Consider the following 19,747-nt stretch of genomic DNA (forward strand, 5'->3'; position numbering starts at 1 on the left):
CACACCTTCCCAAGAGAGCGCCGTATCCATAGCCAAGCACAACGGCATCCCCTCTCCCGCTTGCGGGGGAGGGCTAGGGAGGGGGAAGGACCGAAAGGAACGGGAAGAACGCCCCCCGACCAAGTCAGGCGCAAACGACACCCTTCCTCCACGCGGCCCTGTTTCACGTGAAACAGCCTACAAAGCCCTAGGGTGGCCTCGCCCGTGCGGCTCATGCGCCAGCCCGACTCATGAGCCAGCGCTGCTCACTTCCCGATGCAGAAGGTCCGAAACAGGGCGTCCAGCACGTCCTCCACATCCACGCGCCCCACCACCACATCCAGCGCCCGCGCGGTGAGGCGCAGGTCTTCCGCGAGCAGTTCGTCGGCCGATGCCATGGTGGCGCGCGCCAGATGGTCCCGCGCGTCCATCAGCGCCATGCGCTGGCGAGCGCGGGTGATGAGGGCGGGTTCGCGGCCGGAGAGTGTGTCGGCGCGGGTGGTGAGAAGCGCCACCAGGGCCTCCATGCCCGCCCCCGTGCGGGCGGACAGAGACAAACCCGCTCCAGCATCGGCCGCCGCCTCGCAGATGTCCGCCTTCGTCCGCACGCGCACCGCGCCGGAGAGATCGGCGGGCGGCGGCGCGTCGTCCGGCGACAGCCACAGGACGAGGTCGGCGGAGGCGGCGCGGGCGCGGGCGCGGCGGATGCCTTCCGCCTCGATCTCGTCTTCCGTCTCCCGCAGGCCCGCCGTGTCGATGAGCGTCACCGCCTGCCCCGCGAGATCCAGATGCACTTCCAGAATGTCCCGCGTGGTGCCGGGAATGTGGGAGACGATGGCCGCTTCGCGCCCCGCCAGCGCATTCAGCAAGGTGGACTTGCCTGCATTGGGCGGCCCGGCAATCGCCACGGCGAGGCCGTCGCGCACCCGCTCGCCGCGCTTGGCATCCTCCAGGGCCGCGTCCAGCTCGTTCAGCAGGAGGGCAGCCTCCTCCCGCGCCGGGGCGAGCAAGGCATCGGGCACGTCGCCTTCATCAGCGAAATCCACCCCGGCTTCCACCAGCATGAGCGCCCGCACCAGCCGGGCGCGCCAGCCCTCCACCCGGCGCGAGAGCGCTCCGGATGCGAGGGCCAGCGCCTGACGGCGCTGGGCCTCGGTCTCCGCGTCGATGAGATCGGCAAGGCCCTCCACCTCGGCAAGGTCCATCTTTCCCGCCTCATGGGCGCGGCGGGTGAACTCGCCGGGCTGCGCCAGCCGCAGGCCGGTGATGGAGGACAAGGCGGCCATCACAGCCGCCACCACGGCCCGGCCGCCATGCAGGTGGAACTCCACCACATCTTCGCCGGTGGCGCTGGCGGGCGCGGGAAAAAAGAGCATCATGGCGCGATCGAGCGGATGCCCAGCCGCATCCGTGAGTCGCGCGAGTGTGGCCTTGCGGGGCGGGGGCACATGCCCAGCCAAGGTTCGGGCCGCATTCTGGGCATGGGGCCCCGAAATTCGCAGCACGGCGATGCCGGCGGGCGGGCGCCCGCTGGACAGAGCATAGATGGTCTCATAACACGCCATGACGCGCGCACCTTACTTCGGGAGCAGGACTTGAGCGAGAACCGCCTGTCGGCCGAAACGAGTCCCTATCTGCTCCAGCACCAGGATAATCCCGTCCATTGGTGGCCTTGGGGGCCGGAAGCCTTCGCCGAGGCGCGGCGCACGGGCAAGCCCGTGCTGCTCAGCGTCGGTTATGCCGCCTGCCACTGGTGCCATGTGATGGCCCATGAAAGCTTCGAGGATCCGTTCGTCGCCGGGCTCATGAACGAACTGTTCGTAAACATCAAGGTGGACCGCGAGGAGCGGCCGGACGTGGACCAGATCTATATGGCCGCGCTCTATCATCTGGGCGAGGCGGGCGGCTGGCCGCTCACCATGTTCCTGGACGGGGAGGGTGCGCCCTTCTGGGGCGGCACCTATTTCCCCAAGACCTCCCGCTATGGCCGGCCGGGCTTCACGGACGTGCTCCAGCAGGTGTCGGAGGTCTATGCGGAGAGCCCGGACAAGATCCGGCAGAATCGCGAGGCGCTGCTCAGCCGCCTCGCCGAAGCCGCCCGCCCCCAGGGCCAGGCGGTGATCGGCCTGAAGGAGCTGGACCGGGCCGCCACCCAATTGGCGGGCCTGTTCGACCGGGTGAATGGTGGCCTGCGCGGCGCGCCGAAATTCCCCCAATGCGGCCTGCTGGAATTCATCTGGCGCACCGGCGCGCGCACCGGGGATGAGAGCCTGCGCGCCACCATGGCCTTCACGCTGAACCGCATGTGCGAGGGCGGCATCTACGACCATCTGGGCGGCGGCTTCTCCCGCTACAGCGTGGACGAGATGTGGCTGGTGCCCCATTTCGAGAAGATGCTCTACGACAATGCCCAGCTGCTGGAGCTGCTGGCGCTGGCCTACCGCGACACGGGCGACACGCTCTTCCTCGCCCGCGCGCGGGAGACGGTGGGCTGGCTGGAGCGGGAGATGCTGACGCAGGAGGGCGCCTTCTCCGCGTCCCTCGATGCCGACAGCGAGGGCCATGAAGGGCGCTTCTATGTGTGGACCGCGCGCGAGATCGAGGCCGTTCTGGGCGCGCAGGACGCCGCCTTTTTCGGCGGCTTCTATGACGTGACCCCGGAGGGAAACTGGGAGCACGCGGTCATCCTCAACCGCACGAAGGCGGGCGATGTGAGCGCGGAAGACGAGGCGCGGCTCGCCCCCATGCGGGACACGCTGCTGGCCGCCCGCGCGGCGCGGGTGCGGCCCGGCCTCGACGACAAGATCCTGGCCGACTGGAATGGCCTGATGATCGCCGCTCTGGCCCGGGCCGGAGCCTATCTGGGGGAGGGGGCCTGGGTGGCGCTGGCCGCGCGGGCGTTCGGCGCGGTGTGCCGCCTCATGGAGCAGGACGGACGGCTCGCCCATTCCTGGCGGGCGGACAAACGGGTGTTTCCCGGCCTTGCGGGCGACCATGCCGCCATGGCCCGCGCCGCCATCGCCCTGCATGAGGCGACCGGAGAGGCGGGCTATCTCCACAAGGCCGAGGCGTTCCTGGAGACCCTGGAGCGCCATTATACGGACCCGCAGAGCGGGGCCTATTTCCTCACGGCGGACGATGCGGACGCGCTGGTGGTGCGCCCGCTCGCCACCATGGACGAGGCCCAGCCCAACTATCAGGCCGTGGCCGCGGACGCTCTGCTCCGCCTCGCCGCGCTCACCGGGCGGGACGATCTGCGGGCGCGGGCCGACCGGGTTCTGGACGCGGTTTCCGGCACGGCGGCGAAAAATGCCGTGGCCCATGGGGCGACGTTGAACGCGCTTCTCACCCGCCTCTCCCTCACCGAGATCGCAGTGGTGGGTGCCCGGCAGGCGGATTTCGCGGCGGCGGCCCTTGCCTTGCCCTTCCTCGACCGGGTGGTGATCCGCGCCGGAAGCGGAGAGGAGCTGCCTGCCGGCAGCCTCGCCCGCGCCCAGGCGGACGCGGCGGCAGCCTCCGGGGCGGCCTTCGTGTGCCGCGACGGAGCCTGTTCGCTGCCCGTGACCGATCCGGAGGCCCTCAAGGCGGCTTTCGGTCCGTAAGAGCCAAAACCGTCCTTGTGCGGCGCAACAAGGGGCGGGCGCGGAGATCACCCCGCGTCAGAGGCCCCTGCGAGCATCACCAGCGGCCGTTTTGTTCTCGATGACGTTTGGTATGGAGAAGGGGGCGATCGGCCGCCTACGGCCTTCTCAGAGGAACAACCTTTGAGCAATCTTCGGTTGCGCGCACCACTTCTGCGCGCACCTCGCGATCCGTCCCCTGGGACGGGCGGATGCGCGCGCGCGGCACGTCGCCCAGCAGGTCCATGCCCACGCGGCGCGTGCCGGGGCGGCGCAGCAGGTCCAGGATGGTGGCCTCCACCACATCGGGCCAGCGATACCACTCCAGCTCGCCCTGCCGGGTGACCAGCGCCGCGCGGCGCTCCGGCGCCTCCAGGGCCTGGATGGCGCCCATGAGGGTGCGGCGGTCGGAGAAATAGAAATCGCCCGGGCCCATCACCTCGCGTGAGACCGGCATGTCGCGCACCAGCACCGGCGTGCCGTGGGCCACCGCCTCCAGCAGCGGCAGGCCGAAGCCTTCCGCCTGGGACGCGAACAGCAGCGCATGGGCGCGCCGATAGGCGGCCGCCACCGTGGCGTCGTCCACCCCCTCGAACCAGAACAGGCGCTGGCCCAGCCAGGGCGAGGTCTTGATGGCATCGACGATGGGCTCGCTCATCCAGCCGTGGCGACCCAGCAGGAGGAGGGGGCGCTGATAGCCGCGCTCCCACAATTGGGTGAAGGCGGCGATGGCGTCCGCATGGCCCTTCTTGGGCTCCAGCGTTCCCACCATGAGCCAGGGCGCGCGATCGAGCACCGCGCCCACCTCGCCGCGCGGCCCGTCCGTCCCCGTGGGCGCGGGCTGGGGATCGAAGCCGTTATAGGCGACGCTGGCGCGCACCTCCCGGCCCTGCCAGCCCGCATGGGTGGCCACCTCCGCCAGGGTCTGGCGCGAGATGCAGTAATACTGGCTGACGAGGCCGAACGAGGCCGAGAGCCGTTCGTCGAATTCCCGCCGCCAGGGATATTGGTAATGGGTGGGCAAGGTCACGGGCAGGATGTCGTGGATGACGAACACCACGTCGGCCCCCTGCTCGCGCGCGTCCCGATAGACCTGCGCGTCCATTTCGTGCCAGTAGCCCGGGCAGAACAGGATATCGCCGGGGCCAAGGCGGAGCGCCTCGCCCGCCGGCCGCCGCGCCGCCGCGCGGCGCCGGAGCGCGGGCACCAGGTCGTCGCTCCAGTGCGCGACCGCCTCGGCCGCCCGCCGGACCGGACGCGCGGGAACGAGCGCCGCCATGAGGCCCGCCCCGTGACGCAGCACCCGCGAGCCGTAACGGCCCGCCTCCAAAGCCAGCTTGAGCCCGAAAGACGGTCGCTCCCGCAAGCCGGCGCCGGGCGTCGTGAGAGCATCCACAGACCGGCGGCGATAGCTGCCGTGCATATATTGCGCGCAGACCATGGACACGCCATGCCGCTGCGCCACCTCGGCGCCCAACTCCACATAGCGCATCACCACACGGGGAATCCCCGTATGCGCGTGATGCGGCGCGATGTGCGAGCAGTCCACAATAATGCGCCGGATGCGCGCGGGCGCGCGGCCGGTTTCCAAATCTGACATTCACCCACTTCCCCGCCAACCGCACAGGTATCGACTGTATCCGGCGGCAATCCGATCGTACTACGTGTCCCGTCCTTTGACGAAGGACGTCACGCCCCCCGGCCGTGGACCAGACCACTGGGCACGCGCTTACACAGCCACTTGCCGACCGCTGACCGGCTCCATCCCGCCCCGCAGGCTGCCGGCCGGCGCCACGTCCAGCTGGACCACCCCCGCGCCCCCGGCACGGACGGGACGCATGACCTCTTCCGGCACGATGGAGGCATCGAGCGTCCGGGTCTGCGCCATGAGATCGGCCACGACGGCCTCCACCACGCTGGGCCAGTCGTACCAACGCAATTGCGCGAGGGCCGCGCAGATCTCCGCCCGCCGACCCGGCGCCTCCATGTCCAGGAGCCCGGCCTTCAGTTCCTCATGGGAGGCGAAACTGGGGGCGCGGTCTCCCAGGATTTCCCGGAAGGCCGGAACCTGCCGATAGAGCACCGGCAGGCCATGTGCCGGCGCCTCCAGCAGCGGCAATCCGAATCCCTCCGAGATGGAGGCCGCGAGCAAGGCGTGGCTCCCCTCATAGAAGGCCGCAAGCGTCTCGTCGTCCACCTGCCGGAACCAGAACAGGTTCTTGCCGAGCCAGGGAGACTCCAGAATGGGAGCCTGGGTCTCGTGCGCGAGCCATCCCTTGCCGCCGATGATGACCAGCGGGCGGTCATAGCCCGCGCGCCACAGGGCCTCGAACGCGGCGACAGCCTCCCCATAGCCCTTGCGGGGCTCCACGGTGCCAACCATCAGCCATGGCCGGCGGGCCAACAGCGCGCGCCGTTCGGGATCGGACGGCGGGCTGACCGGCCCAACCGCGACGGGATCGATGCCGTTATAGGCGACGGCGGTGCGGACCGGCTTGTCGAGCGTGGCGGCAAAGCGCTTCAGTTCGTCCTGCGTCTGGCGCGAGATGCAGTAGAAATGCGCGACGATATCCAGCGCCTGGACGATGCGCTGCTTGAAATCCCACCGCCAGGGATACTCAAAGGTCTGGGGGACGGTCACCGGCAGGATGTCATGCAGGACCACCACCACCTCGGCGCCCTGCGCCCGCGCGGCGGCGTAGTCCTCCATGTCCATGTGATAGAAGCAGCCGGGACAGAGCAGCACGTCGCCCGGCCGAAACGTCACCTCCTCACGCACACGCGGCTGCACGTTGAAGCGGCGACGGAATTTGGAAACGAACTTGTCCGCCGAGCGGGCCCAGCGATCCGTCGTCTTGCGCACCAGGCGCACAGGCAGCACGGCGCCGATGAGGTGCAACAGATGCTTCAGCACCGGCGACACATAGCGCAGCACCACGAGGGCGCACCGCGCACCGATATCCCCGGCGGACAGGGGCCTGCCAGGATCCGCCCGCGGCTCCCCGACCTCGCGGAAACGGCGGAAGCGGCCGGGCGCGGCAATCTCCACCGCCATGAAGTCCATGCCGGCGGCCCGCGCGGCGGCGGGCGCATAGGTGAGGTATTTGCGCAGGACGCGCGGAATTCCCGTGGGCGTACCGGTCAGCGGCGTGAGCGAGCAGTCCACCAATAGCCGTCGCCCCTGAGGGGCCCCGCGCTCTTCCCCCCCGCTCCCACCCGCCATCGTGTCCGGCTCCGTTGACCTGTCGCGCCGCAGCAAGATGACCATCCGCCGGCCTTCGCAAGCATAATCAGGAACAAAGGCCTGGAAATGTCTTAATGCCCGCGCACGTCCCTGTGCCCTTCGCCGCCTGCGTCCGGACGGCGGATCTGCTGCACGGACCTTGTCCCGCCCGGCATGTCCGACGGGTCGGGACAAGATCAGCCGTGCCGAGGGACGCAGGCCCACATCAGCCGCCGCTGGCGGGGGACCAGCCGTCCTCAAGCAGGCAGGCGCGCACGATGGTCTCGCGGCCCGGCGCATTGGCGTCCTTGGTGCCATAGACCGGCGGATGCCATTCCTGGCGGAGCGTGCAGTCATGGCTGCCGTAGGAATTCTTCACGCAGTCGTGGCCCGCATTGGACGAATAGGCCGGAGCCACCTGATAGGTGCTGGGCGCCGCAGGCAGTTGTGCCCAGGCCCGCGCCTCGCACTTGGTGCGCGACACGTCATAATCGGACTGGGACGCGCCGGGCTTGGTCATCTTCTCGGGAACACACGCGAAAAGAGCGAAAGAAATGAAAGAAACAGAAAGAATACGTAACAGCATTTCTTCAACTCCTTAACAAAACCTTTCCATTGCATATCTAGTCTATGTGGAGGGCGAAAGACAAAAGAAAAGGCGCCGCCCCATGGGGAGCGGCGCCTTGGAATGTCGGATGCCGGGAGCCTGACGGACGGGCCGTCAGGTGTCCGGTCAGGTGTTCATGGAGTCGAAGAAGTCCGCATTGGTCTTCACCTGCCGGAGCTTGTCCTGCAGGAACTCGATGGCGTCCACCGTGCCCATGGGATTGAGGATACGGCGCAGCACATACATCTTCTTGAGCACGTCCGGGGGAACCAGCAGCTCCTCCTTGCGGGTGCCCGAGCGGGTGATGTCGATGGCCGGGAAGACGCGCTTGTCCGCCACCTTGCGGTCGAGAATGACTTCCGAGTTACCGGTGCCCTTGAACTCCTCGAAGATCACCTCGTCCATGCGCGAGCCGGTGTCGATGAGCGCGGTGGCGATGATGGTCAGCGAGCCGCCTTCCTCGATATTGCGCGCCGCGCCGAAGAAGCGCTTGGGGCGCTGCAAAGCGTTGGCGTCCACGCCGCCGGTGAGCACCTTGCCGGAGGACGGAACCACCGTGTTGTAGGCGCGGCCGAGGCGGGTGATGGAATCCAGCAGGATCACCACGTCGCGGCCATGCTCCACGAGGCGCTTGGCCTTCTCGATGACCATTTCGGCCACCTGGACGTGGCGCGAGGCCGGCTCGTCGAAGGTGGAGGAGACCACCTCGCCCTTCACCGAGCGCTGCATGTCGGTGACTTCCTCGGGCCGCTCGTCGATGAGCAGCACGATCAGGAAGCATTCCGGATGGTTGGCGGTGATGGACTTGGCGATGTTCTGGAGCAGAACGGTCTTGCCGGTGCGGGGCGGGGCGACGATGAGGCCGCGCTGGCCCTTGCCGATGGGCGAGACGATGTCGATGACGCGGGCGGAGAAATCCTTCTTGGTGGGATCCTCCAGCTCCAGCTTCAGCCGCTCGTCGGGATAGAGCGGCGTGAGATTGTCGAAATTGATCTTGTGCCGCGCCTTCTCGGGGTCCTCGAAATTGATCGTGTTGACCTTGAGAAGCGCGAAATAGCGCTCGCCTTCCTTGGGCGAGCGGATCTGGCCGTTGACCGTGTCGCCGGTGCGCAGGCCGAAGCGGCGGATCTGCGAGGGGGAGACGTAGATGTCATCCGGGCCGGGCAGATAATTGGCGTCGGGGGAGCGCAGGAAGCCGAAGCCGTCCTGGAGCACCTCGACCACGCCCTCGCCGATGATCTCGGTCTCGCTCGCGGCGAGCTGCTTGAGAATGGCGAACATCAGCTCCTGCTTGCGCAGGGTGCTCGCATTCTCCACCTGATTTTCTTCGGCGAAGGCGAGCAGCTCGACGGGGGTTTTAGACTTGAGATCCTGGAGTTTTACTTCCCGCATCGGGGAAAGCCTCAAAAGCTTGAATGGGCATGCGACTTCGGAAGGAAGCCGGGTACCGGGCTGGGGGAGCCGCAGGTCTTCAGGAAAGCCGGGTGATCTGGCTCCGCCTCACGCGCCGACCCGAGTCTCTGATGTGACCGGAGAAGCGAAGCGCGTATCGCCTGCGTTGGGGAAAGCAGGGGAACATTAGCGGAGTCGCGCCGCCTCGCGCAAGCCCCCCGCCGGGCGGCTGGGCGCATTTCACGCAGCGAAACGGGAAACGGACGCAAAAAGGGCCGCGCGGAAGGTCCGCGCGGCCCGCAAACGTCAAGAAAAGCGACCGGCTCAGAGAACCTGCGCGCCCTCTTCGAAGGGCAGGCGGGGCAGGCGGTCGAACAGCTTGGTCTCGTCGCCATGGCCCAGCGCGGCGATGAAGTTCACCTTCACCTTGCCGTCGGGGAAGAATTCCGCATTCACCTTGGCCGGGTCGAAGCCGGACATGGGGCCCACATCCAGGCCCACGGCGCGGGCGGCGATGATGAAATAGGCGCCCTGGAGCGAGGAATTGCGGAAGGCGTGGGGCTCCACCATGCCCGGATTGTTCACGAACAGGTCGCGGAAGCCGGGATTGTGGGGAAACAGCTGGGGGATCTTGTCGTAGAATTCCAGGTCATAGCCGATGAGCGCGATGACCGGGGCGGCCAGCGCCTTCAAATTCGCCTCCATGAGCGCCGGGCGCAGGCGCTCCTTGGCTTCGGGCGTGGTGAGGAAGACCAGGCGCGCCGGCTGGGTGTTGGCCGAGGTGGGGCCGTGGATCATCACCTCATAGAGCGAGCGCAGCTCGGCGTCGGTGACGGGCTGGGAGGTCCAGCCATTATGGGAGCGCGCCTTGAAGAACAGCGTGTCGAGGGCGGCAGGGTCAACGCGATAGGTCATGGTCACACCTGTGCAGGATTACACCTAAGGAAGGTGGCCGCGCAGGCGGCCTCATCCTCCAGCTAGGCGTTTTGGCGCCCGGTTTGAAGCCCCCGTGCTGCAAGACACCCCTTGCAGCGGTGCAATGCCGCAAGGTCAGGCGAGGTCCACGTCTGGCGCAAGGGCCAAAGCCCGGCCTTGAGAAATCCACAGAGGCGCGGTGCGGCGAACCCGTCTATGGTCCGCGCGCCTGTCCCGCCGCATCCTGGAAATCCCCATGCCCGTCTCGTCTCCCGCCCTCGACGCCATGATCGATCAGGTCCGCGCGCATGTGCGGGATCTTCCCGAGAGTGGCATCGTGGAGGTGATGAATTACGGGCGCCGCCGCGAGGGCACCATCCCGCTCTGGGCCGGGGAGGGCGACGTACCGACCCCCGCCTTCATCTGCGAGGCGGCCGCCCGCGCGCTCCATGGGGGCGAGACCTTCTACACCTGGCAGCGCGGCCTGCCGGACCTGCGCGCCGCGCTCGCGCGCTATCACGCCCGCCTCTACGGCATGGCTGAAGATCCCGAGCGCTTCTTCGTCACCGGCTCGGGCATGCAGGCCATCCAGACCGCCTTCGCCATGGCGCTGGGGCCGGGCGACGAAATCCTCATTCCCTCTCCCGTCTGGCCCAATGCGCCCGCCGCCGCGCAGAAGGTGGGCGCCGTGCCGGTGTTCGTGCCCTTCGCCTATGGGCCGGAGGGCTTCACGCTGGACCGGCAGCGTTTTGCCGCCGCCGTCACGCCGCGCACCCGCGCCATCTTCCTCAACACCCCCGCCAATCCCACCGGCTTCGTGGCGACGCTCGATGACCTCGCCTTCGTGCTGGATCTGGCGCGGCGCCACGGTTTGTGGATCGTGGCGGACGAGATCTACGGCCAGTTCCATTATGCGGGCGGGCGGGCGCCGTCCTTCCATGACGTGATGGAGCCGGAAGACCGCATCCTGTTCGTGCAGACCTTCTCGAAGAACTGGGCCATGACCGGCTGGCGTATCGGCTGGATCGAGGCCCATCCCGCGCTGGGCCAGATCATCGAGAATATCATCCAATATTCCACCTCCGGCGTGGCCGCCTTCATGCAGCGGGGCGCCATCGCCGCGCTGGATGACGGCGACGGCTTCGTGGCCGAGCAGGTGGCCCGCGCCCGCGCGGGACGCGAATTGGTGGCGGATGCGCTGCTCGCCACCGGCCGGGTGCGGCTCGCCAAGCCGCCGGGCGCCTTCTACCTGTTCTTCGGCATCGAGGGGGAGGAGGACGTGCGCCGCCTCGGTCTCACGCTGGTGGACGAGGCGGGGGTCGGCATCGCGCCGGGCACCGCCTTCGGGCCGGGCGGGGAGGGCTTCATGCGCCTGTGCTTTGCGCGCGGGGAAGGCCAGCTCGGCGAAGCCGCGCGGCGGCTCGCCACCTGGATTTCCGCCCGCGCCTGATCGTCCCGACCGTCCGAGCCCTATCGCTTCATGCCGCGCCGCTTTTCCTTCACTGCCTTGCGCACCCGCTTCCGCGTCGCCCTCAAGCCGACGCTGCTGACGCTTGCCGTCGCGAGCGCGGGCGCGATCGGCTTCTTCCTCCTGGGCCTGCCCGCGCCCTGGATGTCCGGCGCGCTGGTGGCGGTGACGGTGCAGGCGCTGTCAGGCGCGCCGTCCCGCCTGCCCGAACCCCTGCGCTTCGCCTGCTTCCTGGTGCTGGGCGCCTCCATGGGCACGGCGCTGACCCCCGACATGCTGCGCCAGGCCGCCACCTGGCCTGTGAGCATGGGTTTCCTGGCGCTCAGCGTGGTGGGCGTGATGGGCGCGGTCACGCTGTTCCTGCGCAAGGTGGCGGGCTGGAGCCTCGCCACGGCCTATTACGCCTCGGCCCCCGGCGCGCTCTCGGCCGTGCTCGCCATGGCGGCGGCGAGCGAGGCCGACATGCGGCGCGTCGCCTTCGCCCAGGCGGTGCGGCTGTTCCTGCTGGTGGCCCTGCTGACCCAGATCCTCGGCCGGGTGGGCAGCGTGGACATGAGCGCCCCTGTGGCGATGCCCGCGGGCACGGCGTCCTCGGTCCTGGAGGTGGCGCTGCTGCTGCTGGCGAGCCTCGCCGGCGGCCTGCTGGCGGCGCGCGCGCGGATACCGGGGGGCATGCTCATCGGCGCCCTCGCGGCCAGCGCGCTGCTCCATGCCATGGACTGGTCCCATGCCCAGATCCCCGATCTGCTCATGGTGCCCGCCTTCGTGATCCTGGGGGCCGGGGTGGGCGTGCGCTTCAAGGGCACGACGCTCGCCACCCTGAAGGACTGCCTGCTCGCCTCGCTGGGCGCGTTCGTGGTGGCGCTCGCCATCTCGCTGGCCTGCGCGCTGGCGGCGGCGGCGGTGACGGGCGAGGATGCGGGAAAGATGATCACCGCCTTCGCCCCCGGCGCGCTGGAGACCATGACGGTGCTCGGCTTCGCGCTCGGCTATGACCCCGCCTTCATGAGCGCCCACCACATCTTCCGCTTCGCCGGGCTGTCCGTGGCGCTGCCGGTCTTCGCCCACCTGCTGTTCCAGGTGGGGCGGGAAAAGGGGGACTGAGCCGCAGCGGGCTCAGTGCCGTTTTTCAGGACGGGCCCGTAGTTCTGACCCGTCTCTCAGGACAGAACTGCCGCGTCGACAACGCCGTTGCCTGACGCCAGCGTCACGCTGGCAATGTGCACTTCCCGGCAGTGCGGGTGCACCCATGCAGGCCGGCGCCCATCGCTCGACGGACGGCACGTCGGAGTCACATGTTCGTCCGGGCCGGCTTCCGCGCGCGATGCGATTGTTTCACCGTTCATTTTTCGCCCCATTAACCTGAAGCGAAACCGTTAGCACCGTACCCGTCCGGCAACCACAACACTTTTTGGCCCTCCGCCCTCAACCGGCGCGGAGTGCGAGAGTGCGGGTACCTCCAAAACCGTCGGACCGCTCAAGCCGTAACGCGGTCTTCGCCCTCTGCGTGCCCCGCCGTCGCTTGAATAGCCATGGCGCCTGCAACCTCGACCGTGACGCTAAGATAGAAAATATCACACGTTGTGACGGCACTATGATACAGTTTTATGACTTGGAATCTACTGTGAAACGCCGCGAGGGATCGCATCGCGGCATCGCCTGCCGCCCGCAGCGCATCGGGCAGGTCATGCGCGCGACCGAAGCCCGGCAGTGGTGCCACCCTCCGAAAGTCGAAGGATCGGTTTCCCGCCGCATGATGCGTCGTGACTGCCCCAGCCTTCACCGCATATGGGTTTCCTCCAGGTAATCACCCGGCGCGCAGATGTGAAGGCGGGCCTGAAGGGGTGTATCCGCCCCGCCGATGACTTCGGTTCGCCGAATGATCAGCGTCATTTCCTGTAGGAGATCCAGAAAACGATCACACGCATGTGTTGCGAGACCGCATTGCGCGAAAGGAAGGCCCGCACCAAAAGCGTCGCACCGGCGCCTGCGCCATGACCCAAGCGAGACCCAGCCATGACGTTCCTCGACAACCTCGCCCTTCTTGCCGGGCGGATCCTCATCGCCGTGCTTCTGCTGCCGTCGGGCGTGAAGAAGCTTTTGGATCTCGGCGGCACCACCGGCTACATGACCCGCATGGGCGTTCCGGCGCCCGAGGCCATGGCCGTCGTCGCGGGCGTGGCGGAAACCGCGCTTCCGATCCTGCTCATTCTGGGCGTTGTGCCGCGCATCACCGCCGTTCTGACCGGCGGCTTCATCCTGGTGGCAACGCTCACCGCGCACCGCTTCTGGGAGATCACCGAAGCCGGCCCGGCCATGATGCAGCAGATCCAGTTCCTGAAGAATCTGGGCCTCATCGGCGGCACCATGTTCTATTTCGTGGCGGGCGCCGGTCGCTACGCCGTGGGCGCACGCAAATAGGCCGGACGGGGGAGGAGGCATCTCCTCCCCTTTCTCTTGTCCGAACAGGCGCCTATTCCGCGCCCGAACTATTCCGCACCCAAGTTATTCCGCGCCGAACCGGTGGAGCCCCGCGCCGTTCGCGCGCAGCCAGGCCTCCGCCGTGCGCCGGGCGGGGAAGATGCGCTCCACATTGCGCCAGTAGCGCGGCCCGTGATTCATCTCCAGCCGGTGCGCCACCTCATGGGCGGCGAGATAATCCAGCACCGAGGGCGGCGCGAAGATCAGCCGCCAGGAGAAGGACAGCGCCCCGTCCGCCGCGCAGGAGCCCCAGCGGCTCGACGTATCGCGCAGCGTCACCGGCCCCACCTCCACCTTCAGGGCGGCGGCGTGGCGGCGCACCGCCTCCAGCAGGTCCGCCCGCGCCTGTCGTTTCAGGAAGTCACGCACCCGGCGCGCCAGATGGGGCTGGTCGCCGGCCACGCAGATCAGGCCCACCCCGTCCGCGTCCCGCTCCACCCAGCAGGTGCCGCGGGCGCCGGGTTGGTGGACGATGCGATGCGGCTCGCCGCGCAGGGGCACCACGGAGCCGTCCGCGAACGGCACATTCTCCGGCAGCCGCACGAGGCGCGCCTGCACCCAGCCCCGGTGGCGCTGGACGAAGGCATCGGCGGTGGCGAGCGACACCTGGGGCGGCGCGGTCAGGGCCACGTCCCGCGTGGCGGCGCGCACGCGCAAGGTGAGGCGACGGGCGGAGGGGTGGCGGCGCACGGCGACCCGCACCACCTCGCCCTCCAGGGCAAGCTCGATAGTCTCGGGCGGGCGCACTTTCGGCGCCCTGTCCTGCCGGCGAAACAGCATGCGATCAAAGGCCCATGCGGGGTTTCGGTGCGCCCCGCCCGGCAAACCGGGCTGGGGAATCACGTCCCGATGAGTCTAATCCGCACTGGGACGAAAAGGGAACAGCCGATGACACCGGTCGGGCGCGCCCTCCTCAGCTTGTGACGATGCGGGGCCGCAGGGTGGTCACGCCCGCGCTCCCGTCCGCGCGGCGGGGCAGTTCCTGGGAGAGGATGAAGTCCGAGATGCGCGGGGCGATCTCGGCGCGGAAGCGCGAGCCGTTGAACACGCCGTAATGGCCCACGTCCGGCTGCAGCCAATGGGCGCGCTTCTCCTCGGGGATATGGGGGCACAAACCGTGGGCGGCATAGGTCTGGCCGACGCCGGAAATGTCGTCCTTCTCCCCTTCCACCGTCATGAGCGCCACGTTGCGGATGGCCTCCATGCGCACCGGCTCGTCGCGATGGGTCATCTCGCCCTTGGGCAAGGCATGGGTGATGAAGACGCTCTCCACGGTCTCCAGGTAGAAGCGGGCGTCCAGGTCCATGACGGCGAGATATTCGTCATAGAATTCGCGGTGCTTCTCCGCCGAATCGCCGTCGCCCCGGATCAGGTGGCGGAACAGGTCCGCATGGGCGATCAGGTGGCGGTCCAGATTCATGCTCATGAAGCCGTTGAGCTGGAGGAAGCCGGGATAGACCGCGCGCATGGCGCCGGGATGGGGCCAGGGCACCTGGGTGATCACATTGCGGCGGAAGAAGTCGATGCCCCGCTCCTGCGCCAGCAAATTCACGGCGGTGGGCGACTGGCGGGTGTCGATGGGGCCGCCCATGAGGATCATGGAGCGCGGCGCATAGGGATCTTCCATCTGCTCCATGCGGGCCACCGCCATGCTCACCGGCACCGCCGGCTGGCACACCGCCAGCACATGGCAGTCGCCGCCGAAGCTGCGGAAGATGGAGATGAGATAGTCCACATAATCGTCGAGGCCGAAGGCGCCCTCCGCCAGCGGCACCAGCTTGGCGTCGATCCAGTCGGTCACATAGACGTCGTGGGTGGGCAGGAACGCTTCCACCGTGCCGCGCAGCAGCGTGGCGTAATGGCCGGACATGGGCGCCACCACGATGAGGCGCGGCTGGGGACGGCGCGGGGGATGCTCGAAGGCGCGCTCGAAATGGAGCAGGCGGCAGAACGGGCGCTCCCACACGGTGTTCACATGCACCGGCACCCGCATGCCCGCCACGGACACATGGGGAATGCGCCAGTCGGGCTTGCCGTAGCGGCGCGTGGCGCGCTCATACAGTTCAAGGCCCGCCGCCACGGACTTGCCCATGGGGGTGTGGGACGCTGGGTTGAGGGGATTGCGGAAGAACAGACGGCTGGCATCGGCCATGGCGCGCGAGGGATTGAGCGCGGCATGGGCCATCTCGTACATCCAATAGAGCGGCGAGGAGAGATTGGTCCCCGTCACCGCCGGCTGGCGCAGCACTCCGCCGAATTCTCCGATGGCCATCACGTTTGCCTCACCTTGTTTCTTTTGCCAGGACAGTGTCGTGAAACGATCAAACGGTCAATTCTTGCCCAGAAAAGCTGGGACAGGAACGATAGTCCTGCACAGGTAAACGTTTCCGTACATACAGACGACACCATCCGACCAGCCCGATCCGGTGCCGTTCGCGACGCGCGAAAGCACTGGAGAAAGAATGACTTCTGATGAAGAGACGCTTCCAATTGTTTATGGTTCCGTTCCGGATGCTTTTGACGGCGCACCGATCATGATGTCTTCCCCTGTTTTCGCCGCTCTGGCGCACGGCCGCACACTGGGCCTGCGCCTCGACACGCTGATTCGCCTGCGCTGGCTGGCGGTGGCCGGACAGATCGTTTCGCTGCTGGTGGTGCATCTGATGCTGGGCTTCCCCTTGCCCTTCATCCCCTGCCTGTGCGCGGTCGGCCTGTCGGTGGTGCTCAACCTGCTGCTGCGGGTGCGCTTCCCCGTGGCCCAGCGCCTCACTGATCTCTCGGCCGGCCCGCTTCTGGCCTATGACGTGCTCCAGCTCACCGCGCTGCTCTATCTCACCGGCGGCCTCAGCAATCCGTTCGCGCTGCTCTATCTGGCCCCGGTCATGATCTCGGCCACCACCCTCTCCTGGACCACCACCGTGACGCTGGGCGGCTTCGCGTCCATCTGCGCGGGGGCGGTGGGCCTGTGGCACTGGCCGCTGCCCTGGGCGGGGCCGGACGTGCCGGTGCTGCCCGATCTGTTCCTGGCGGGCACCTGGGTGGCCATCTCCGTGTCCATCGGCTTCATCGGCCTGCATTCCTGGCGCGTGGCGGAAGAGGCGCGCGAACTGGCGGACGCGCTGGCCGCCACCGAGCTGGTGCTCGCCCGCGAGCAGCATCTCTCCCAATTGGACGGGCTCGCCGCCGCCGCCGCCCACGAGCTGGGCACGCCGCTCGCCACCATCGCCCTGGTGGTGAAGGAGATGGAGCGCTCGCTGGCGCCGGACAGTCCCCATGCGGAGGACATCGCCCTGCTGCGCGACCAGGTGAAGCGCTGCCGCGACATTCTCCAGACCCTCACCTCGCTGGGCTCGGGCGACGCCCCGTTTGACCGCATGCCGCTTTCCCACCTGCTGGAGGAGGTGGTGCAGCCGCATCGCGACTTCGGCATCACCATCGCCGTCGCGCTGCCGCCGGACCGCTCGGACGAGCCGGTGCTGGCGCGCAATCCCGGCCTCATCTACGGGCTCGGCAATCTGGTGGAGAATGCGGTGGACTTCGCCCGCAGCCGGGTGGAGCTGGAGGCCCGCTGGACCACCACCCGCATGGAAATCGTGGTGCGCGACGACGGGCCGGGCTTCTCGCCCGAGGTGAGCGACCGGATCGGCCAGCCTTATGTGACGAGCCGCGGGCGGGACCGGCAGGACCCGGCGGAGGAGGAAAGCGGCCTCGGCCTCGGCTTCTTCATCGCCAAGACCTTGCTGGAACGCTCCGGCGCCACGTTGTGGGTGGAAAATCGTCCTGCGCCGGATAGCGGCGCCGAGGTAAAGATCTCCTGGATGCGGAACGCGCTGGAGATCGCCGCCTAATTCTGCGACATATTGTCTCCTGTTGACCTCAACAGGGGTCATCCCGGTCTAAAAGCCGCGAAAACAATATGTGTGCTGAAAAGCGTCGAGGAAGTGCCTGATGTCCGAAGCTACCCTGCCCGAAGCCGAGAGCGAGCGTTCCGTCCTTCTGGTCGATGACGACCGCTCGTTCCTCCAGCGTCTGGCGCGCGCCCTCGAAGCGCGAGGCTTCGCGGTGTCCGCCGCCGAATCCGTGGCCGAGGGCCTCGCCTGTCTGGAAAGCGCGCCGCCCGCCTTCGCGGTGGTGGACATGCGGCTCGGCGACGGCACGGGCCTCGATGTCATCTCCGCCCTCAAGCGCCACCGGCCCGGCGCGCGGGCGGTGGTGCTCACCGGCTACGGCAACATCGCCACCGCCGTGACCGCCGTGAAGCTGGGCGCGGTGGACTATCTGGCGAAGCCCGCCGATGCGGACGACGTGGTGGCCGCCCTCATGGCCAGCGGCGACCACAAGCCCTCGCCGCCGGAAAACCCCATGTCCGCCGACCGGGTGCGGTGGGAGCATATCCAGCGCATCTATGAATTGTGCGGGCGCAACGTGTCGGAAACCGCGCGGCGGCTCTCCATGCACCGCCGCACGCTCCAGCGCATCCTCGCCAAGCGCGCGCCGCGCTGACGGCGCGGCGGGGTCAGAAGGACGGGCGTCAGAAATCCTTGGTCGGCCGGGCTGCCCGGCTCACCAGCTTGGACGAGAACGCCTCGAACGTATTGCCGTTTCGCGAGCAGCCTTCCGACGCCAGCCGAGCATCGAGCCAGATGCTGGAGCGCATCTTCGACAGCATGGCCGGGTAATCGGCCGATGCCTCGTCCCACAGTCCGTCGGCATTGAAGTCGGCCGCATACTGGGTGGAGAGCTGGGACATGGTGCCCCGGTATGTGTCCAGTTCCTCCCGCGTATAGGGGCGGCTCGGCATGTCGCTGAACGCCTCCTCGCAGGACTTGATGCGGGCATAGAGCACATAGACATATTTCAGCCGGCGCTCGACATCGGCCTTCTCCCGGCTGCGCTCGGCGTCCACCACTTCCGGCAGGTCGCCCGCGCCCCAGTCCTTCTTCAGCAGAAGCAGCGTGGCCATGGGGATTTCCGCCGCCCGGGCCGCCGCCGCGAGGCCCGCATAGTCCAGTTGCAGGCCCTGGGCCGCCGCCTTCAGGAAAGACGTGGTGATGCGGTCCTTGTCCTTCTCGGCGGCGCCGAAGCATTCGGCGCGCGCATCGAAGGGGTAGGAGACATAGCCCGAGACCCAGGCCGCCGCCTCATGCTTGAGCCCGGCATATTCCTCCAGCGCCCGGTTGTAGCCGAAAGTCTGGAGGCACAGCTGCTTCAGCTCCGCCTTCTGCACCGGCGCCTTCAGCTCCGCGCGCACCGCCGACAGCGCCGTGTCGAACCCGGCGAACTTCAGGCACTCCTGGATGCGGGCATTGCTGACAGCCGCGCTGTCGATCTGGGTGAGGAAGCGCTCCTGCTCGATCTGGAGGCCGATGAAGCGGGAGGAGAGGAACTGGAGGATATAGACCTGGGAATCATTGGTGAGGCTGCGCATCCGCTCCACGAACGGCGCCGTCTCGGGCGCCCGCAGATCGGCCACCGCCACATAGAGCCCCGGCTTTCCCGCCGGGCCGTCCGCATAGGACCAGGTGGCGGGGAAATGGATCATGTTCGGATCGGTGCCGTCGAACACATCCACGTTCCGCACGATGTTCACGCTGGCGATGATGTGGGCGGAGCGCTGCGCGCGCGGGGGCAGGCGGGAAATGTTGATGAAGGGGCCGACCCGCCCGTCCTTCTGGCAGATGAGGTCCACCGAGATGGTCCGGTCCTTCGGCTCGGAGAGGGGGACGATATAGATCTCCTGCGCCAGGGAGGGCCTCACCCCCAGGAGGAGGAGAAAAAGGAAAAGACCCGCCCGGAACCCCATGCCACCCTCGATCCGAAAACAGCCTCGGACGTACCGTCGCATCAAAGTCATGCGACAACAAGAAGCGGGGACCTAGCTACTTTAGACGCTACCTCGATACAGCCATCGAGATGACCCTCAAGGGGTTATACTTAGGTTCAGGACTCATTGATCAGAGCCAGAAGATGACGGTTGCTGCGATGCAGATGGCGGAGAAGAAGGTGTGGGCGCATCGGTCGTAGCGTGTGGCGATGCGGCGCCAGTCCTTGAGTTTGGCGAA

Annotated in this window: 15 protein-coding genes and 1 pseudogene; 6 read left to right on the plus strand and 10 right to left on the minus strand. The window is 67.9% G+C overall.

The window, feature by feature from the left end:
- Window positions 1–245: 245 nt before the first annotated feature.
- The gene (gene mnmE, locus EJJ38_RS04220) at window positions 246–1,544 is read right to left on the minus strand and encodes a tRNA uridine-5-carboxymethylaminomethyl(34) synthesis GTPase MnmE (RefSeq protein ID WP_127088863.1); all 1,299 of its coding nucleotides are present in this window, start codon (window positions 1,542–1,544) and stop codon (window positions 246–248) included.
- Window positions 1,545–1,574: 30 nt separating this feature from the next.
- Between mnmE and EJJ38_RS04225 the strand changes: the two genes are divergently transcribed.
- Complete coding sequence (locus EJJ38_RS04225) at window positions 1,575–3,581, plus strand: thioredoxin domain-containing protein (protein WP_245454100.1); 2,007 nt, start codon at window positions 1,575–1,577, stop codon at window positions 3,579–3,581.
- Between the two features lie 136 nt (window positions 3,582–3,717).
- Here the strand turns inward: EJJ38_RS04225 and EJJ38_RS04230 are convergent, their stop codons facing one another.
- The 5 genes from EJJ38_RS04230 to EJJ38_RS04250 all read right to left on the minus strand — a co-directional run bounded on the left by EJJ38_RS04230 (window position 3,718) and on the right by EJJ38_RS04250 (window position 9,736).
- Window positions 3,718–5,199, minus strand: coding sequence for a glycosyltransferase family 4 protein (locus EJJ38_RS04230; RefSeq protein WP_127088865.1), 1,482 nt, complete (start codon window positions 5,197–5,199; stop codon window positions 3,718–3,720).
- 129 nt (window positions 5,200–5,328) lie between these two features.
- Entirely contained in the window at window positions 5,329–6,765 is a 1,437-nt protein-coding gene (locus EJJ38_RS04235) for a glycosyltransferase family 4 protein (RefSeq protein WP_127088866.1), read from the minus strand.
- A 283-nt stretch (window positions 6,766–7,048) separates the two neighbouring features.
- Window positions 7,049–7,342, minus strand: a complete 294-nt coding sequence (locus tag EJJ38_RS04240) for a hypothetical protein (RefSeq protein WP_127088867.1) — start codon at window positions 7,340–7,342, stop codon at window positions 7,049–7,051.
- Between the two features lie 213 nt (window positions 7,343–7,555).
- Window positions 7,556–8,821, minus strand: coding sequence for a transcription termination factor Rho (gene rho / locus EJJ38_RS04245; RefSeq protein WP_127088868.1), 1,266 nt, complete (start codon window positions 8,819–8,821; stop codon window positions 7,556–7,558).
- A gap of 324 nt (window positions 8,822–9,145) precedes the next feature.
- Window positions 9,146–9,736, minus strand: coding sequence for a malonic semialdehyde reductase (locus EJJ38_RS04250; RefSeq protein ID WP_127088869.1), 591 nt, complete (start codon window positions 9,734–9,736; stop codon window positions 9,146–9,148).
- Between the two features lie 256 nt (window positions 9,737–9,992).
- On the opposite strand from EJJ38_RS04250, the gene EJJ38_RS04255 reads away from it, so the two are divergent.
- The 3 genes from EJJ38_RS04255 to EJJ38_RS04265 all read left to right on the plus strand — a co-directional run bounded on the left by EJJ38_RS04255 (window position 9,993) and on the right by EJJ38_RS04265 (window position 13,625).
- A complete protein-coding gene (locus tag EJJ38_RS04255; protein WP_127088870.1) occupies window positions 9,993–11,186 on the plus strand; it encodes a pyridoxal phosphate-dependent aminotransferase in 1,194 nt (397 codons plus the stop codon).
- A gap of 30 nt (window positions 11,187–11,216) precedes the next feature.
- Window positions 11,217–12,308, plus strand: coding sequence for an AbrB family transcriptional regulator (locus tag EJJ38_RS04260; protein ID WP_127088871.1), 1,092 nt, complete (start codon window positions 11,217–11,219; stop codon window positions 12,306–12,308).
- A gap of 912 nt (window positions 12,309–13,220) precedes the next feature.
- Window positions 13,221–13,625: a DoxX family protein gene (locus tag EJJ38_RS04265; protein WP_127088872.1), complete on the plus strand. Its 405-nt coding sequence runs from the start codon at window positions 13,221–13,223 to the stop codon at window positions 13,623–13,625.
- Window positions 13,626–13,709: 84 nt separating this feature from the next.
- On the opposite strand, the gene EJJ38_RS04270 is transcribed toward EJJ38_RS04265, so the two are convergent.
- Entirely contained in the window at window positions 13,710–14,432 is a 723-nt protein-coding gene (locus tag EJJ38_RS04270; RefSeq protein ID WP_245454101.1) for a M48 family metallopeptidase, read from the minus strand.
- A 166-nt stretch (window positions 14,433–14,598) separates the two neighbouring features.
- Window positions 14,599–15,957, minus strand: coding sequence for a polyhydroxyalkanoate depolymerase (locus EJJ38_RS04275; RefSeq protein ID WP_127088874.1), 1,359 nt, complete (start codon window positions 15,955–15,957; stop codon window positions 14,599–14,601).
- Between the two features lie 262 nt (window positions 15,958–16,219).
- Here EJJ38_RS04275 and EJJ38_RS04280 point away from each other — a divergent pair, with 262 nt between their 5' ends.
- The gene (locus EJJ38_RS04280) at window positions 16,220–17,533 is read left to right on the plus strand and encodes an ActS/PrrB/RegB family redox-sensitive histidine kinase (RefSeq protein WP_205666098.1); all 1,314 of its coding nucleotides are present in this window, start codon (window positions 16,220–16,222) and stop codon (window positions 17,531–17,533) included.
- A gap of 100 nt (window positions 17,534–17,633) precedes the next feature.
- The gene (locus EJJ38_RS04285; protein WP_127088875.1) at window positions 17,634–18,188 is read left to right on the plus strand and encodes an ActR/PrrA/RegA family redox response regulator transcription factor; all 555 of its coding nucleotides are present in this window, start codon (window positions 17,634–17,636) and stop codon (window positions 18,186–18,188) included.
- Window positions 18,189–18,216: 28 nt separating this feature from the next.
- Here the strand turns inward: EJJ38_RS04285 and EJJ38_RS04290 are convergent, their stop codons facing one another.
- Together EJJ38_RS04290 and EJJ38_RS04295 are read right to left on the minus strand one after the other, a co-directional pair.
- Entirely contained in the window at window positions 18,217–19,443 is a 1,227-nt protein-coding gene (locus EJJ38_RS04290; RefSeq protein WP_205666099.1) for a hypothetical protein, read from the minus strand.
- 196 nt (window positions 19,444–19,639) lie between these two features.
- Window positions 19,640–19,747, minus strand: a pseudogene (locus EJJ38_RS04295) (IS5/IS1182 family transposase); the annotation flags it as partial.

Origin of the sequence: Aquabacter cavernae, from assembly GCF_003993795.1 — a bacterium.
Classification (GTDB): Bacteria; Pseudomonadota; Alphaproteobacteria; order Rhizobiales; family Xanthobacteraceae; genus Aquabacter; species Aquabacter cavernae.